This is a genomic window from Polaromonas potterensis, assembly GCF_033446725.1.
Classification (GTDB): Bacteria; Pseudomonadota; Gammaproteobacteria; order Burkholderiales; family Burkholderiaceae_C; genus Polaromonas.
Genome location: NZ_JAWQLX010000004.1, coordinates 87,159 through 101,447, shown reverse-complemented (window position 1 = coordinate 101,447; position 14,289 = coordinate 87,159). Strand labels below are relative to the sequence as shown.

Genomic DNA, 14,289 nt, shown 5'->3' with positions numbered 1-14,289 from the left:
ATCGGCATGCACCCTGCTGAGCAAAAAGGGTGCCCGCATGCGCGACCGTGCACCCGGCACCGTCGCCAGCCGTCTATAACGCACGCCTGTCGCGGATGTTTTTGCCAGAGGCCGGCCGTACCACGCGTGCCACGTGCCCCTTGCCGTGCAACAGCTGTTTCAGTGCTGGCACGCAATGTGCTGAAGAAGGTGTATCCCAACCATTTTTTCATTCACGGAGTGCCTATATGAAATTCAGTCGCAGAGCCTTTGCCGCAGGTGCCCTTGCCACCCTTGCCATGAGTTTGTCCTTCGGTGCCAGCGCACAGCAGGACGGCTCGCTCAAGGCCGTGATGGACAAGGGACGCATCTCGCTGGGCATTCCCACCGACTACCCGCCCTACGGTTTCATGGGCCCCGACTTCAAGCCCACCGGCGTGGACGTGGCCGTGGCGCAGTTGATTGCCGACAAGCTGGGCGTGAAGGCCGATCTGGTGCCGGTGAGCACGCCCAACCGCATTCCCTACCTGCAGTCCAGGAAAATCGACGTCATCGTCTCCGCGCTGGGCAAGAACGAAGAGCGCCAGAAGGTCATCGACTTCTCCGTGTCTTATGCGCCCTTCTTCCAGGCCGTGTTTGGTCCGAAGAACCTGGAGCTCAAGAGCTTTGATGGGCTGGCCGACAAGACCCTGGCCGTGACACGCGGCACCATCCAGGACGATGCGCTGGTGAGCCTGGCGCCCAAGAGCCTGAAGATCCAGCGCTTCGAGGACGACAACGCCACCATGGCCGCCTTCATGACGCAGCAGACCCAGTTTGTCGCCGTGGGCGCCGCCGTGGCCGCCGCCGCGCTGCAGAAAAACCCCAAGGTGCAGGCCGAATACAAGCTGCTGATCAAGGACTCGCCCAACTACACGGGCGTGCGCAAGGGCGAGACCACGCTGCTCAACAAGATCAACGAGATCCTGCGTACCGCCAAGAAGGACGGCACGCTGGAGTCCTATGCGCAGAAGTGGCTGGGCCGTGGCACGGGCAACCTGCCGGATTGAATCCCCCCGTTTGGATGGCCTCACGGCGTGTGGCCATCCCCCCCACCCAGTGGCCCGGCAAAGCCGGTTCCACGGGTGCCCTGGCATGGTCGCCCTGGGCGCGCCACCCCCTCTTTGATCACTGATCACGGATTGCACGCATGGCAATGGATTTCGCAACGGTGCTGGGCCAATGGCCCATGCTCCTCAAAGGTCTGCTCTTGACGGTGGTGCTGACCGGCATCGCCATCCCGCTGGGCGTGCTGCTGGGCATAACCTGCGCCTGGTCGCGGCTGTATGGCGGGACGGCGCTGCGTTTCGTGGTGGCCGCTTATGTCGAGGTGTTTCGCAACACACCCTTCATCATCCAGCTGTACTTCCTGTTTTTCGGCCTGCCGTCCATGGGGGTGCGGCTGTCGCCCGAGGTGGCGAGCATTCTGGCCATGACGCTGAACCTGGGCGCTTATGCCTGCGAGCAGATCCGCGCCGGCATCGAGGCCACGCCGCATGGGCAGCTCGAGGCCGCGCAGTGCCTGGCGCTGACGCCGTGGCAAACCTTCACCCGCGTGGTGCTGCCGCCGTCGCTGGGCCGCGTGTGGCCCTCGCTGGTGGGGCAAGTCATCATCGTCATGCTGGGCTCGTCGGTATGCAGCCAGATCTCGACCGAAGAAATCTCCTACGCCGCCAACCTGATCTCCAGCCGCACCTTCCGCAGCTTCGAGTCCTACATCCTCGTCACCGTGGTCTATCTCGGCCTGGCCGTGCTGCTGCGCCAGTTGCTCAACTGGGCCGGCCCGCGCTGGGTGTTTGGCCGCCGTGCCTGAAGGAGTGAGACACCATGGTTGATTTCACGGTCTGGGACATTGCCAAACAACTGCTGCTGGCCCTGCGCTGGACGGTAGGCCTGTCCCTCATTGCCTTTGTTGGCGGCAGCCTGCTCGGCATGGCGCTACTGGTGCTGCGCCTGAGCAAGTTGCCAGGGGCGCGGCGTTTTGTCGCCGTTTATGTGCAGCTGTTTCAGGGCACGCCGCTGCTGATGCAGATTTTTCTGACCTACTTCGGTCTTGCCCTGGCGGGCATCGACACCTCGCCGCTGGTGGCCGCCAGCGTGTGCCTCACGCTCTACGCCAGCGCCTATCTGTGCGAGATCTGGCGTGGCTGCGTGGAGGCCGTGCCCAAGGGCCAGTGGGAGGCCTCGGCCAGCCTGGCCATGAGTTTCACCGAGCAGCTGCGCCACGTCATCCTGCCGCAGGCGCTGCGCCTGGGGATAGCACCCACGGCTGGCTTCAGCGTGCAGATCGTCAAGGGCACGGCGCTGACCAGCGTGATCGGCTTGATCGAGATCACCAAGGCTGGCCAGCTGATCGCCAACGCCACCTTCGAGCCCTTCATGGTCTACGGCTGGGTGGCGGCGTTGTATTTCTCCCTCTGCTTTCCGCTGTCGTTGTGGAGCCAGCGCTTGGAGCGGCGGCTGCGCCCCAAGCGTTGAGCTCACTGAACGCTCTGTTTGCCACGCCTGATTTTTTGACCTGACCTGGATCTCCCGCCATGACCACCACACCTGCTTCCCCTTCTTCCGCTGCCGCCGCCACTGCGACCGGCCTCTTTCCGCTGGTGCACATCCAGGGCCTGCGCAAACGTTATGGCGACAACGAAGTGCTCAAGGGCGTGGACCTGGAGGTGGATCGCGGCGAGGTGATCTCCATCATCGGCAAGAGCGGATCGGGCAAGTCCACGCTGCTGCGCTGCATCAACGGGCTGGAGCAGTTTCAGCAAGGCGAGCTGAGCGTGCACGGCCAGGCTGTGAGGACCGACGACGCCCCTGCCTTGCGCGAGCTGCGCAAAAACGTGGGCATGATTTTTCAGAACTTCAACCTGTTCCCCCACCTCAGCGTGGGCCGCAACGTGATGCTGGCGCCCACGCTGGTCACCAGCCAGCCCAAGGACGTGGCGCGCAAGAACGCCGAGCGCCTGCTGGCACGCGTCGGCCTGGCGGAAAAGTTCGATGCCATGCCCGATCAGCTCTCGGGCGGCCAGCAGCAGCGCGTGGCCATTGCCCGCGCGCTGGCCATGGACCCCGAGATCCTACTGTGCGATGAGGTCACGTCCGCGCTCGACCCCGAGCTGGTCGGCGAGGTGCTGCAAGTGGTCGAGGGCCTGGCCAACCAGGGCATGACGCTGATCATGGTCACCCACGAAATGGGTTTTGCCCGCAAGGTCAGCGACCGCGTGGTCTTCATGCACCAGGGCCGGGTGCACGAGACGGGTGCGCCCGAGCAACTGTTTGGCGACCCGCAAACCCCGGAGCTGCGCCAGTTCCTGGGCAAGCTGCATTGAGGCTTGAAAGTTTAGGAAAAAAGAGGCTCCAGCCCTTACCCGACGGGCGCAAGAAGCTACAAAATCAATAGCGCACGAAAGTCGTTGACATTGGTGTGTGTGGGCCCGGTCACCACCAGGTCGCCCAGCGGCTCGAAATAACCGTAGGCGTCGTTGCGGTCCAGGAAGTGGTCGACCTTCATGCCTTGCGCCACGGCGCGCGTCAGGGTGTCGGGCGCGACAAACGCACCGGCGTTGTCTTCCATGCCGTCAATACCGTCTGTGTCGGCCGCCAGCGCGTAGACACCGGGCTGGCCCTGCAATGCCAGCGCCAGCCCCAGACAAAACTCGCCGGCGCGACCACCGCGACCGCGCGTTGACTTGTCAGCGCCGGCCGGCTGCGGCCGCACCGTGACCGTGGTTTCACCGCCGCTCAAAATCACGCAGGGTTTGGTAAAGGGTTGGCCCTTGAGTGCCACGGCGCGCGCCAGCGCCGCATGCACCTTGCCGACCTCGCGTGACTCACCTTCCATCTCGTCACTCAGAATATGCGCCTCCAGCCCCGCCGCACGTGCCGCCGCCGCCGCGGCTTCCAGGGATTGCTGAGGGGTCGCAATCAGGTGCACGGCATGGCCGGCAAATGCGGCGTCTCCTGGTTTGGGGGTTTCCAGCGTACCGCTTTCAAGCTGCGCCAGCAAAGCCGCGGGCACCTCAATGTTGTAACGTTTGAGAATGGCCAGCGCATCGGCACAACTGGTGATGTCGGCCACGGTCGGGCCGCTGGCAATCACGGAAGGATCGTCACCCGGCACGTCGCTGATGGTCAGGGTCACCACGGTGGCCGGCGCACAGGCCGCGGCCAGACGCCCGCCCTTGATGCGCGACAGGTGTTTGCGCACGCAATTCATCTCGCCGATGTTGGCGCCGCTGTTGAGCAGGGCTTTGTTGATGCGCTGCTTGTCCTCCAGCGTCAAACCCTCGGCCGGCAGGGTCAGCAAGGCCGAACCACCGCCCGAGATCAGGCACAACACGAGGTCGTCTTTGGTCAGTCCCTGTGTCATCTGCAGGATACGTTGCGCGGCTGCCAGGCCGGCCGCGTCAGGCACCGGGTGGGCCGCTTCGACAAGCTCGATACGCTGTGGCAAGCCGGGCGGGCGCGGCGGAATGTGGTGGTAACGCGTGACCACCAGGCCTTCCAGCGGGGCGTCGGTCGGCCACAAGGCTTCGACCGCCTGCGCCATCGAGCCGCCCGCCTTGCCGGCGCCCAGAACAATCGTCCGGCCCTTGGGCGGTTTGGGTAAATACGCAGCGGTGTTGTGCAGCGGCAAGGCGCGCTGCACGGCGACCTGGTAAAGATGTTCGAGAAAGGCGCGGGGATGGGTGGCGGGGTTGGGTGCGGTCATTCGTTGTCTCCAACCCGTATTGTGACGCCGTAACCTGCTGGTAACCCGGTCCGAACGCCATCAAAAGCGGCCCGTGTCGCCGGCCCGTGAAGCGGCGACACGGACGATTCGTTTTACTTCTTGCCCAGGCCCAGCCGCTGTGCACCTTCGGTGTAGAGCCGCGTTTTTTCCTTCATGAAGGCGTCCATCTGGTCCAGACCCACGTTGACCAATTCAAAGCCGTTTTTGGCGGCCAGTTCCTTCATCTCGGGGTCGCTGTTGAGCGCGGCCCACATGTCGGAGAGTTTTTTGCGTACCTCGGGCGGTGTAGCCTTGGGCACACCGATGCCGCGGTAGGCGCCGTCCACCCAGTCCACACCCAACTCCTTGAAGGTGGGCACGTCGGGCAGCAGGGGATGGCGTTTTTCCATGGCCACGGCCAGAGCGCGTGTTTTGCTCTTGTTGTTGATGGCAAAGGCGGTGTAGGTCACCGCGCCGTCAATCTGGTTGCCGACCACGGCCAGCGCCATGTCGCCCGTGCCTTTGTAGGGCACGTAGGTGCTTTTGATGCCGAAGGCGGCGTTCAGCCGTTCATGCGAGGCGTGGTTGGCGGAGTTCAGGCCGGAGCCGCCCAGGCTCATCTTGCCGGGATCTTTTTTGGCGGCGGCAATGAACTCGGCAAAGGTTTTGTACGGGCTGCTCTCGGGCACAACCAGCGCATCGGGCGTGAAGTGGAACCAGAACACCGGCGTCACATCGGCCGTCTTGTATTGCACCAGGCCCTCGATGGGCTGGAACACGATGTGCGGCAGGTTCACACCGACGATGTTCAGACCGTCCGGAGCCAACTGGTTCATCTGCGACCACATCAAGGCCCCGCCGGCACCGGCCTTGTACTGGACGATGGTTTCTATGGCCGGGCATTTTTTCTTGAGCACCATCTGCTGATGCCGCGCCGACAGGTCGGACTCGCCGCCCGGCGGAAAGGCCTGCCAGTACTGCAGGTTTTTGTCGGGGCAGTTTTGTGCCAGCGCCCAGGGCGCGAGCAAGGTCAGGCTAAGAGCGGCAATCAGCTTTTTCATGGTCTTGTCTCCTTCGTCGTTATAGGTCTGTCACATTCTGGGGCAGCTCAGGCGGCCTGGCGTGTCTCCTCATGGCAACCGGCAATCCGTTCACACACGGCCTGGGTCACCTGCGCCAGGGTGGCGCTGCCGCCCAGGTCGCGGGTGTGCAGCGCAGGATCGGCCGTGATCTGTTCGATGACTTGCATCAGGCGCTGCGCCGCGGCCTGTTCGCCCAGGTGTTCCAGCAACATCACCGCCGACCAGAACGTGCCGACCGGATTGGCCAGGCCCTGGCCCATGATGTCGAAGGCCGAACCGTGGATGGGTTCGAACATCGAGGGGTAACGGCGCTCGGGGTCGATGTTGCCGGTGGGCGCAATGCCCAGGCTGCCGGCCAGCGCGGCGGCCAGGTCGCTCAAAACATCGGCATGTAAATTCGTGGCCACCAGGGTGTCCAGCGAGGCCGGGCGGTTGACCATGCGCGCGGTACACGCGTCCACCAACTCCTTGTCCCAACGCACATCCGGAAACTCCTGGCTGATCTGCAGCGCAATTTCGTCCCACATCACCATGCCGTGGCGCTGGGCGTTGGATTTGGTCACCACGGTCAACAATTTACGCGGCCGCGACTGCGCGAGTTTGAAGGCAAAACGCATGATGCGCTCCACGCCGACGCGTGTCAGGATGGACATGTCGGTGGCCACCTCGATCGGGTGACCCTGGTGCACACGCCCGCCCACACCGGCGTATTCCCCTTCCGAATTTTCGCGCACGATCACCCAGTCCAGGTCTTGCGGCTTGCAACGTTTGAGCGGCCCATCGATGCCGGGCAGGATACGTGTGGGCCGAACATTGGCGTATTGGTCGAAGCCCTGGCAAATTTTCAGGCGCAAGCCCCACAAGGTGATGTGATCGGGAATATGCGGGTCACCGGCCGAGCCGAACAAGATCGCGTCCATGCCACGCAAGGCATCGAGGCCGTTCTCCGGCATCATCACACCGTGTTGGCGGTACCAGTCACCGCCCCAGCCGAAAAAGCTGAAGTCGAAGTTAAAGCTTTTTTGGCTGGCAGCCATGGTTTCCAGCACCTGCTGGCCAGCGGGCACCACTTCCTTGCCGATACCGTCGCCCGGGATGCAGGCAATCTTGTAAGTTTTCATGGGTTTCTCGTGTCAAAACAATGCGCTAACTTTACGGATTGCCAGATGCCGCAAGATCCCCTAAAGTTATTCCATTGTTTACTTTGAGTTAATAATGTCCACGCCTGCTTCCGCCCCTTCCGAAATGGCTTTTTTCAGTCTGCTGGCGCGTTCCGGCAGCTTCTCGGCCACCGCCCGCGAGCTGGACCTGACCACGCCGGCCATCAGCAAACGCCTGGCGCAGATGGAAGCCCGCCTGGGCGTGTTGCTGCTCAACCGCAGCACACGCCGGATCAGCCTCACACCCGAAGGCGAGATTTACCTGACCCACGCCAGGCGCATCCTGACCGAGATCGAGGATATGGAGCAACTGGTCGCCAGCGCTGTCGCCGGACCCAAGGGCTTGCTGCGTGTGAACGCCACCCTGGGTTTTGGCCGCAGCCACATCGCCCCGCTGATTTCGGGTTTTGCCAAGCTCCATCCGGAGGTGCAGATCCAGCTCCAACTCACGGTCAACCCACCGCCTGTGGGCGACGATGCTTTCGATGTGTGTGTACGCTTCGGCGAGCCACCGGATGCACGGGTGATTGCCCGCAAGCTGGCACCGAACCGGCGCCTGCTGTGCGCCGCACCGGGCTACCTGACCAGACGCGGCACACCCCAAACGCCGCAGGAGCTGGCGCAACACAACTGCATAGGCATTCGGCAAGGCGGCGAGGCCTATGGCATCTGGCGCCTGAGCTCCGGCAAATACACGGAGACCGTGAAGGTGCGCGGCAACCTGAGCACCAGCGACGGAGAAATCGCCGTCAACTGGGCACTGGCAGGCCACGGCATTGTGATGCGGGCGGAGTGGGACATCGCGCGTTACCTGCGCAGCGGGCGCCTGCGCCAGGTGCTGGCGCAATACCAGTCACCGCCGGCCGACATCCATGCGGTCTACCCGCAACGGCATCAGGTGTCTGCGCGGGTCAGGGCCTTTGTGGATTTTTTGGCCCACCATTTTGAAAAGTCATCCACCCGTTCTGCGGGCCTGGTGAGCAACTGGTAAGGCAGCGCTCCCGGCTGGACAGCGCCTATTGCCTGATGCGTCCAGAGCTGGTGACGATGCTCAGCTCCACAAACCGGGAACCGGAGCGCATGCCGGGATCAAAGTCCACCTTGTAGCCGCCCAGGTCCAGGTCGGTGTTGTCCAGCGCGCTCACAAAAGCTTCACGCGACACCTTGGGCCCCATGCGCCGCACGGCCTCCACAATCACGGAGCCGGCAATATAACCTTCCATCATGGCGTAACTCACCGGCACCTCCAGGTTGGGGGTCTTGGCCGTGATGTCGCTGAACTCCTTGGTCAGCCGTCCTGAAATTTTGTAGGGATTAGGCGTGACCTGGGTGATGGCCACCCCTTTCATTTGTTCCTCACCCAGGCGTTGCGACATCTGCTCAATGTCCGCGCCAGAGTGGGCAAACAACTGCGCCGTGCCGCCGTCCATGCGGTATTTTTCAATGAAGGCCGCGGCGGCGGACCCGCTGGCCACAATGATGATCGCCTGCGGCGCTGCGGCGATAAAACCATCCACCACCGCGTTGCTCACCTTGGCCGTGCCCGGCGTGTACGCACCCTTGGCCGTGACCTTGGCGCCCTTGCTTTTCATCACCTCTTCGGTGGCCGCAATCAGCGGCGCGGCACCGGGGCCGTCCTGGTAAAACAGCCCGATGCGGGTGATGCCCACGGTAACCAGGTGTTCGGTGATTTTGTTGATTTCGTCGCGCAGGCTGGCCCTAACGCTGTAGACCAGCGGCGCTTCGCTGCGGACCTCGTTGACGCGGTAACCCACCAGCGCAATTTTCTCCTTGTCCAGCAGTTTGGAACTCACCAACTCGCCAATCACGCGGTCGCCGAAATAACCGGCCAGCACCAGCGGTTTGTGTTCATTGAGCAGTTGCTGGGTGGCGGTGATGTTGTCCGCGGGGCGGCCGCCATCGTCCTTGCGCACCAGACTGAAGGTATGGCCGTTCACGCCGCCGGCCTTGTTGGCCTTGCTCAGCGCCAGCTGCAGGCCGGTGGAATAAGCGCGTGCCTGCGTGCCCTCCAGGCCCGACAAAGGCGCAACCTGTCCCACAACAATCGGGGCGGCGACCGCGGCCAGGGACGCCGCCAGGGTGCTGCCCAGGGCCAGGCTGCGGAGGAGGGATGGAACAGACGTCATGGGCTTGTCTCCGTTTTTATGAACTCAGCACAGCAAAACGCTGCCGTCCCCAAATTGAAGCATGGGGAATGGGCAAAGTCGATAAGCGGTATTACGGAGACGCTGAGACGCGGCGACGGCTGCTGGCGCGCGGCCGATGGAGGCCAAGCCTCAGGGTGTTTTCGCGCCGGCCTCGAACCAGGCTTTGAGCTGCGCGCGTTCGGCATCCAGCATGCCGGTGGCGTTGTTCAGGGGCATGATTTTGCTCACGACCACCTGCTGGTACACCGCTTGCGCATGCTGGCTCAGCAAAGCCGGCGAATCGAGTCTGACGTTTTTCATCTGCAGCTGCGCACCGTGGCACTGGTAACAACGCTGTTCCAGCACTTTTTGCACATTTTTATAGTTATTTTGGCCTGCAGCCCCCGCCCCACCTGCGGAAGCAGCTATTGAATCAGTAGCGACTGCGACAGGTGCCGCGGCCGTGGGCGGCTTCAGCCCGACGATGGCCCCGAGAATCAGCACCGCGCCCACCAGCGCATACGGCAGCGGATTGCGGTTGCGCCCCAGCTTGTAGCCGTGGCGCATCACAAAAAACTGGCGAATCAGCGCGCCGGCCAGCATCATGACAATCAGCACCAGCCAGTTGTGCGGATGGCCGTAGGTGAAGCTGTAATGGTTGCTGAGCATGGCAAACAACACCGGCAAGGTGAAATAGGTGTTGTGCACACTGCGCTGCTTGCCGCGCTGGCCATGCACCGGGTCCACCGGCTGGCCGGCCTTGATCGCGGCGACCACCTTGCGCTGCCCGGGAATGATCCAGAAAAACACATTGGCACTCATGGCCGTGGCGATCATCGCGCCCACCAGCAGAAAAGCCGCGCGGCCGGCAAACCAGTGGCAGGCCAGCCACGACGCGGCGCAGACCAGCAGCAACACCAGCGCCCCCACAATGGCATCGCCGTGTTTGCGCTTGCCGAACAGCTGACAGATGCTGTCGTACAACATCCAGAACACCACAAAGAAAGACAGCGCCACACCGATGGCCGCGCCGGGCGACCAGTTCATCAGCGACTTGTCGATCAGGTAGGTACCGGCGCTCCACAGGTAAGACACCGTGAACAGCGCAAAACCCGACAGCCAGGTGCTGTAGCTTTCCCAGTAAAACCAGTGCAGGTGTTTCGGCAACTCGGGCGGTTTGACCGCGAATTTGACCGGGTGATAAAAACCGCCGCCATGCACGGCCCAGAGTTCGCCGCTGACACCTTGCTTCTTGAGGTCCTCGTCCACGGGCGGCGTCAGGCTTGAATCGAGAAAGACAAAATAAAACGAGGAACCGACCCAGGCAATGGCGGTGATGACGTGGACCCAGCGCAGCAGCAGGTTGGCCCAGTCGAGGAGGTAACTTTCCATGTCTCAACTTTCAAACCTGCTCACCACTGCGGGCGCTCTGAGCAGAAATTCGGCCGCGAACACAATGGCTCCGCTGCGACCTGTCCACGAAAGTGTATACACTTTATGAACGCCATGTCAGGAAGGAAATTCAGGGTTTTCCCGTGGATCCCTGCAGCAACAATTGTGCCGCCACCGCGACCGCAATCACTTCGGGCTCCTTGCTGTCGATGCCGGGCAGGCCGATCGGGCAGGTCACCTGCGCCAGTTCCTCGTCGCTGTAGCCGCGCGCCTGCAGGCGGTGCCGAAAAGTCGCCCACTTGGTTTTGCTGCCTATCAGGCCGATGTAGGGCAAGTCGGCCTGCTCGCGTTGGCGCTTCAGGCATTCGGCCAGGATATCGAGGTCTTCGGCGTGGCTGAAACTCATGATCAGCACCCGGGACTGCGGCGCCAGGCCACGCACAGCGCCTTGCACCGGCTCCGAGTGCTCACACAGCACCCGGTCCGGCAGCGTGTCCGGAAAGATGCCGTCACGGCTGTCTATCCAGGTCAGCGCAAACGGCAGGCGCGCCAGCACTTGAACCAGCGCATGGCCCACATGGCCGCCGCCAAACAAGGCAACAGGCTGTAAATGTGTGCGCAGCCGCAAACGCAAGGCCGTCACGTCGGCCGGACCAAGCAACTCGAAACGCAGCCACACCACACCGCCACAACACTGGCCCAGGGACGGGCCCAGCACCACGCGGCTCTCGGCCACACCTGGCGCATCCGGCACACCTTGCAAACGTGCCCGTGCGTTGGCGATCGCCTGGTACTCCAGGTGGCCGCCGCCTATGGTGCCCACCAGGGTATCGGCAAAAACCGCCATCCAGGTGCCCGCTTCACGCGGCACCGAACCTTCGGTGGCCGTCACCTGCACCAGCACGGCCGGCGCAGCGCTCAACTGCTGCAAAAACAATTCTGTCTGATCACTCACGGTACAAACCCTCTGACGCGGGCCGCCACCGCCTGGCCCGCAGATCGCATAATTCGGCACAATCCATCCCGTCGCTGTTACACAGCCGGCTTCTGAACAGACTGCACAATAGCAGCAACAAACCCTTGGCGAAATTCTCTAGGATATGCATGTCTGAATCTCCTCCCCGCCGCTTCTGGCTGCTGGCCCTGCTCTCGGCAGCCGCCGGCGCCATCGTCTCGGCCTGCAAGACCGCGCCCGGACCGGCCGCGCCATCGGAACCGGCCGCGCCGCCCACCGTGGTAGGCCCGGTCTCCGGTCCCGCCGGTTCGGCCCGAAACTCGCCGGCCACCACGGCCCGCGCTTACCGCGGAAGCGGTGCCAGCCACCTTTACGGCCTGCACGCTGACCGCATTTACAAAGGCAGAATGCCGCCGCTCCTGTACGCCATCGGGGTGCTGAATGTAGAAATCAACCAGGTCGGCATCGTGACCCGCCTGGACTGGATGCGTGCACCACGCCACGCACCGGAAGTCATTGCCGAGATCGAACGCATGGTTAAAAATGCATCCCCTTTTCCGGCACCCACGCGCTTGGGAAAAGTGGTCTACACCGACACCTGGCTGTGGCACAAAAGTGGCAAGTTCCAGCTGGACACCCTCACCGAAGGGCAGGACTGAAGCGCACGTCCGAGGGACGCGGCGGCACGAGGAACCTGGCCGTTTTTCCGCCGGGCCGCCCCAAGGAAAAATGCACCCCCTCGGGGGGCAGAGAGTTACGCGCAGCGAACGAACGTGGGGGCTCGTTCAGCTGCCGCGGTAAGTCGAATAACTCCAGGGGCTGACCAGCAGCGGCACGTGGTAATGCTGGCTGGTGTCAGCCACCCCGAAATCCAGGCTGACCTGGTTCAGGAAGTTCGGCTCCGGCAGGTTCACGCCGCGTGCCCGGAAATAAGCCGACACATCAAACACCAGCCGGTAGGTGCCACGTTGCAGGCTGCTGTTGTCGTACAGCAGGCCGTCCGGATTGCGGCCGTCGCCATTCAGATCAAACGATTTCACCAGGCTGGCCTGGCCGCCGTCGGTGGTGTACAGCGCGACATGCATGCCGGCCGCCGGGGTGCCGTGCATGGTGTCCAGGACATGTGTGCTCAGGCCCATGAGTGCCTCTTTCTGGTGGAAGATTTAGTAAACAGAAGTGTATACAACTTTTCCACCTTCAGCTATCATGCGACGCATGGAATCCTCTGCCACCAGCTCTATTGTTGAAGCACTGACCCGGGCGATTGTTGATCACCGCCTGCATCCCGGCACCAAACTGGCCGAACAAAAACTGGCCGACCATTTTGGCGTGTCACGCACGCTGGTACGGCAGGCCTTGTTCCAGCTGGCGCAAAACCGGCTGATCCGGCTGGAACCGGCACGTGGCGCTTTTGTTGCCGCGCCGGCGGCCGACGAAGCCCGCCAGGTTTTTGCGGTTCGCCGCATGCTGGAAGCCGAGATGACACGGGCTTTTGTGCGTGACGTGACGCCGGCCAAAATCCGCGCCCTCAAGGAACATGTGGCGCAGGAAAAAGCTGCGGTGGCCAAGGAAGATGTGGCCGGTCGCACCGAATTACTCGGCGATTTCCATGTCCGCATGGCCGAACTGATGGGCAACGAGGTGCTGGCGCAAATGCTCAGCGAGCTGATTTCGCGTTGCGCCCTGATCACCCTGATGTACCAGACCAGCAGCGCGGCCGAACACTCCAACGACGAACACGCCGAAATCGTCAAGGCCCTGGCCGCGAAAGACGAAGAACGCGCCGTGCGCTTGATGGACGAACACCTGCTGCATGTGGAGAAAAACTTGACCTTCGACCGCAAGGTGCCCAGCAACGACATTTCGATGGCGCTGTCATGAACACACAAAACACAAGCGGCTATCCCCGGGACTTGGTCGGTTACGGCCGCACCCCGCCGCACGCGCAATGGCCGAATCAGGCCCGTATTGCCGTGCAGTTTGTGCTGAACTACGAAGAAGGCGGCGAGAACTCGGTGTTACACGGCGACGCCGGGTCGGAGCAGTTTCTCTCGGAGATGTTCAACCCACCCAGCTACCCCGAACGTCACCTGAGCATGGAAGGTATTTACGAATACGGCTCGCGTGCCGGCGTCTGGCGCATCCTGCACGAGTTTGAAAAACGCCGACTGCCGCTGACAGTGTTCGGTGTCAGCATGGCTCTGCAGCGCCACCCGGAGCTGACCGCAGCCTTCGTCGAACTGGGCCATGAGATCGCCTGCCATGGCCTGCGTTGGATCAACTACCAGAGTGTCGATGAAGCCACCGAACGCGAACACATGCGTCTGGGCCTGGAGATCATCACGCAAATGACGGGCCAGCGCCCGCTGGGCTGGTACACCGGCCGCGACAGCCCGCGCACCCGCCGCCTGGTGGCTGACGACGGCCAGCTCGCCTACGACAGCGACTATTACGGTGACGACCTGCCCTTCTGGATGAAGGTGGAGCGTACCGATGGCACGCGGGTGCCGCGCCTGGTCGTACCCTACACGCTGGACACCAACGACATGCGTTTTGCGCTGCCCCAGGGTTTCTCGCAAGCCGACGATTTTTTCACCTATCTCCGCGACAGCTTTGATGTTTTGTACGCCGAGGGCGATCCCCAGGGCCTGAACGCGCCAAAAATGCTCAGCATAGGCATGCACTGTCGCCTGCTGGGCCGCCCTGGCCGCATCGTCGCCTTGCAACGTTTTCTTGACCACATCCAACAACACGACCACGTGTGGATTTGCCGCCGCATTGACATTGCCCGTCACTGGATGCAAGTCCACCCTCACCAAGACTGAAC

At 62.7% G+C, this 14,289-nt stretch carries 15 protein-coding genes; 8 read left to right on the top strand and 7 right to left on the bottom strand.

Translation table 11 applies throughout. The annotated features are described in order from the left end of the window. The first annotated feature begins 227 nt into the window (after positions 1-227). The 4 genes from R6254_RS09280 to R6254_RS09265 all read left to right on the top strand — a co-directional run bounded on the left by R6254_RS09280 (position 228) and on the right by R6254_RS09265 (position 3,344). Positions 228-1,028 (top strand): transporter substrate-binding domain-containing protein, encoded by an 801-nt coding sequence (locus R6254_RS09280; protein WP_318406257.1) that lies wholly within the window; start codon positions 228-230, stop codon positions 1,026-1,028. A 140-nt stretch (positions 1,029-1,168) separates the two neighbouring features. Continuing rightward, positions 1,169-1,831, top strand: coding sequence for an amino acid ABC transporter permease (locus R6254_RS09275; RefSeq protein WP_318406255.1), 663 nt, complete (start codon positions 1,169-1,171; stop codon positions 1,829-1,831). A 14-nt stretch (positions 1,832-1,845) separates the two neighbouring features. After that, positions 1,846-2,496 carry an amino acid ABC transporter permease gene (locus tag R6254_RS09270; RefSeq protein WP_318406253.1) on the top strand — a complete coding sequence of 217 codons (651 nt, stop codon included), beginning with the start codon at positions 1,846-1,848 and terminating at the stop codon, positions 2,494-2,496. A 59-nt stretch (positions 2,497-2,555) separates the two neighbouring features. Then, positions 2,556-3,344: an amino acid ABC transporter ATP-binding protein gene (locus R6254_RS09265; protein ID WP_318406251.1), complete on the top strand. Its 789-nt coding sequence runs from the start codon at positions 2,556-2,558 to the stop codon at positions 3,342-3,344. A gap of 56 nt (positions 3,345-3,400) precedes the next feature. Here the strand turns inward: R6254_RS09265 and R6254_RS09260 are convergent, their stop codons facing one another. The 3 genes from R6254_RS09260 to R6254_RS09250 form a co-directional block, all read right to left on the bottom strand. Continuing rightward, positions 3,401-4,726, bottom strand: coding sequence for a glycerate kinase type-2 family protein (locus tag R6254_RS09260; protein WP_318406249.1), 1,326 nt, complete (start codon positions 4,724-4,726; stop codon positions 3,401-3,403). 113 nt (positions 4,727-4,839) lie between these two features. Further along, entirely contained in the window at positions 4,840-5,787 is a 948-nt protein-coding gene (locus tag R6254_RS09255; protein ID WP_318406247.1) for a tripartite tricarboxylate transporter substrate binding protein, read from the bottom strand. A 47-nt stretch (positions 5,788-5,834) separates the two neighbouring features. Next, on the bottom strand, positions 5,835-6,929 hold the full coding sequence (locus tag R6254_RS09250) for a tartrate dehydrogenase (RefSeq protein ID WP_318406245.1): 1,095 nt from the start codon (positions 6,927-6,929) through the stop codon (positions 5,835-5,837). A 94-nt stretch (positions 6,930-7,023) separates the two neighbouring features. On the opposite strand from R6254_RS09250, the gene R6254_RS09245 reads away from it, so the two are divergent. Beyond that, entirely contained in the window at positions 7,024-7,959 is a 936-nt protein-coding gene (locus R6254_RS09245; protein ID WP_318406243.1) for a LysR family transcriptional regulator, read from the top strand. Positions 7,960-7,984: 25 nt separating this feature from the next. On the opposite strand, the gene R6254_RS09240 is transcribed toward R6254_RS09245, so the two are convergent. From R6254_RS09240 to xdhC, 3 genes are all read right to left on the bottom strand, one after another. Next, positions 7,985-9,115 carry an ABC transporter substrate-binding protein gene (locus tag R6254_RS09240; RefSeq protein ID WP_318406242.1) on the bottom strand — a complete coding sequence of 377 codons (1,131 nt, stop codon included), beginning with the start codon at positions 9,113-9,115 and terminating at the stop codon, positions 7,985-7,987. Positions 9,116-9,265: 150 nt separating this feature from the next. Continuing rightward, the gene (locus tag R6254_RS09235; RefSeq protein ID WP_318406240.1) at positions 9,266-10,507 is read right to left on the bottom strand and encodes a urate hydroxylase PuuD; all 1,242 of its coding nucleotides are present in this window, start codon (positions 10,505-10,507) and stop codon (positions 9,266-9,268) included. Between the two features lie 130 nt (positions 10,508-10,637). Continuing rightward, positions 10,638-11,462, bottom strand: coding sequence for a xanthine dehydrogenase accessory protein XdhC (gene xdhC / locus R6254_RS09230; protein WP_318406238.1), 825 nt, complete (start codon positions 11,460-11,462; stop codon positions 10,638-10,640). 149 nt (positions 11,463-11,611) lie between these two features. Here xdhC and R6254_RS09225 point away from each other — a divergent pair, with 149 nt between their 5' ends. Further along, entirely contained in the window at positions 11,612-12,121 is a 510-nt protein-coding gene (locus R6254_RS09225) for a hypothetical protein (RefSeq protein WP_318406236.1), read from the top strand. 126 nt (positions 12,122-12,247) lie between these two features. Here R6254_RS09225 and uraH read toward each other — a convergent pair whose 3' ends face one another. After that, complete coding sequence (gene uraH, locus R6254_RS09220) at positions 12,248-12,601, bottom strand: hydroxyisourate hydrolase (protein WP_318406234.1); 354 nt, start codon at positions 12,599-12,601, stop codon at positions 12,248-12,250. Between the two features lie 67 nt (positions 12,602-12,668). On the opposite strand from uraH, the gene R6254_RS09215 reads away from it, so the two are divergent. Together R6254_RS09215 and puuE are read left to right on the top strand one after the other, a co-directional pair. Continuing rightward, positions 12,669-13,343 (top strand): GntR family transcriptional regulator, encoded by a 675-nt coding sequence (locus tag R6254_RS09215; RefSeq protein ID WP_318406232.1) that lies wholly within the window; start codon positions 12,669-12,671, stop codon positions 13,341-13,343. Next, positions 13,340-14,287: an allantoinase PuuE gene (gene puuE, locus R6254_RS09210; RefSeq protein WP_318406230.1), complete on the top strand. Its 948-nt coding sequence runs from the start codon at positions 13,340-13,342 to the stop codon at positions 14,285-14,287. Before R6254_RS09215 ends, puuE begins: the two co-directional genes overlap by 4 nt. Positions 14,288-14,289 lie beyond the last annotated feature (2 nt).

Coding starts and splice junctions, on each gene's coding strand:
- R6254_RS09280 (WP_318406257.1), top strand. CDS start 228: ATGAAATTCAGTCGCAGAGCCTTTGCCGCAGGTGCCCTTGCCACCCTT.
- R6254_RS09275 (WP_318406255.1), top strand. CDS start 1,169: ATGGCAATGGATTTCGCAACGGTGCTGGGCCAATGGCCCATGCTCCTC.
- R6254_RS09270 (WP_318406253.1), top strand. CDS start 1,846: ATGGTTGATTTCACGGTCTGGGACATTGCCAAACAACTGCTGCTGGCC.
- R6254_RS09265 (WP_318406251.1), top strand. CDS start 2,556: ATGACCACCACACCTGCTTCCCCTTCTTCCGCTGCCGCCGCCACTGCG.
- R6254_RS09260 (WP_318406249.1), bottom strand. CDS start 4,726: ATGACCGCACCCAACCCCGCCACCCATCCCCGCGCCTTTCTCGAACAT.
- R6254_RS09255 (WP_318406247.1), bottom strand. CDS start 5,787: ATGAAAAAGCTGATTGCCGCTCTTAGCCTGACCTTGCTCGCGCCCTGG.
- R6254_RS09250 (WP_318406245.1), bottom strand. CDS start 6,929: ATGAAAACTTACAAGATTGCCTGCATCCCGGGCGACGGTATCGGCAAG.
- R6254_RS09245 (WP_318406243.1), top strand. CDS start 7,024: ATGTCCACGCCTGCTTCCGCCCCTTCCGAAATGGCTTTTTTCAGTCTG.
- R6254_RS09240 (WP_318406242.1), bottom strand. CDS start 9,115: ATGACGTCTGTTCCATCCCTCCTCCGCAGCCTGGCCCTGGGCAGCACC.
- R6254_RS09235 (WP_318406240.1), bottom strand. CDS start 10,507: ATGGAAAGTTACCTCCTCGACTGGGCCAACCTGCTGCTGCGCTGGGTC.
- R6254_RS09225 (WP_318406236.1), top strand. CDS start 11,612: ATGTCTGAATCTCCTCCCCGCCGCTTCTGGCTGCTGGCCCTGCTCTCG.
- uraH (WP_318406234.1), bottom strand. CDS start 12,601: ATGGGCCTGAGCACACATGTCCTGGACACCATGCACGGCACCCCGGCG.
- R6254_RS09215 (WP_318406232.1), top strand. CDS start 12,669: ATGCGACGCATGGAATCCTCTGCCACCAGCTCTATTGTTGAAGCACTG.
- puuE (WP_318406230.1), top strand. CDS start 13,340: ATGAACACACAAAACACAAGCGGCTATCCCCGGGACTTGGTCGGTTAC.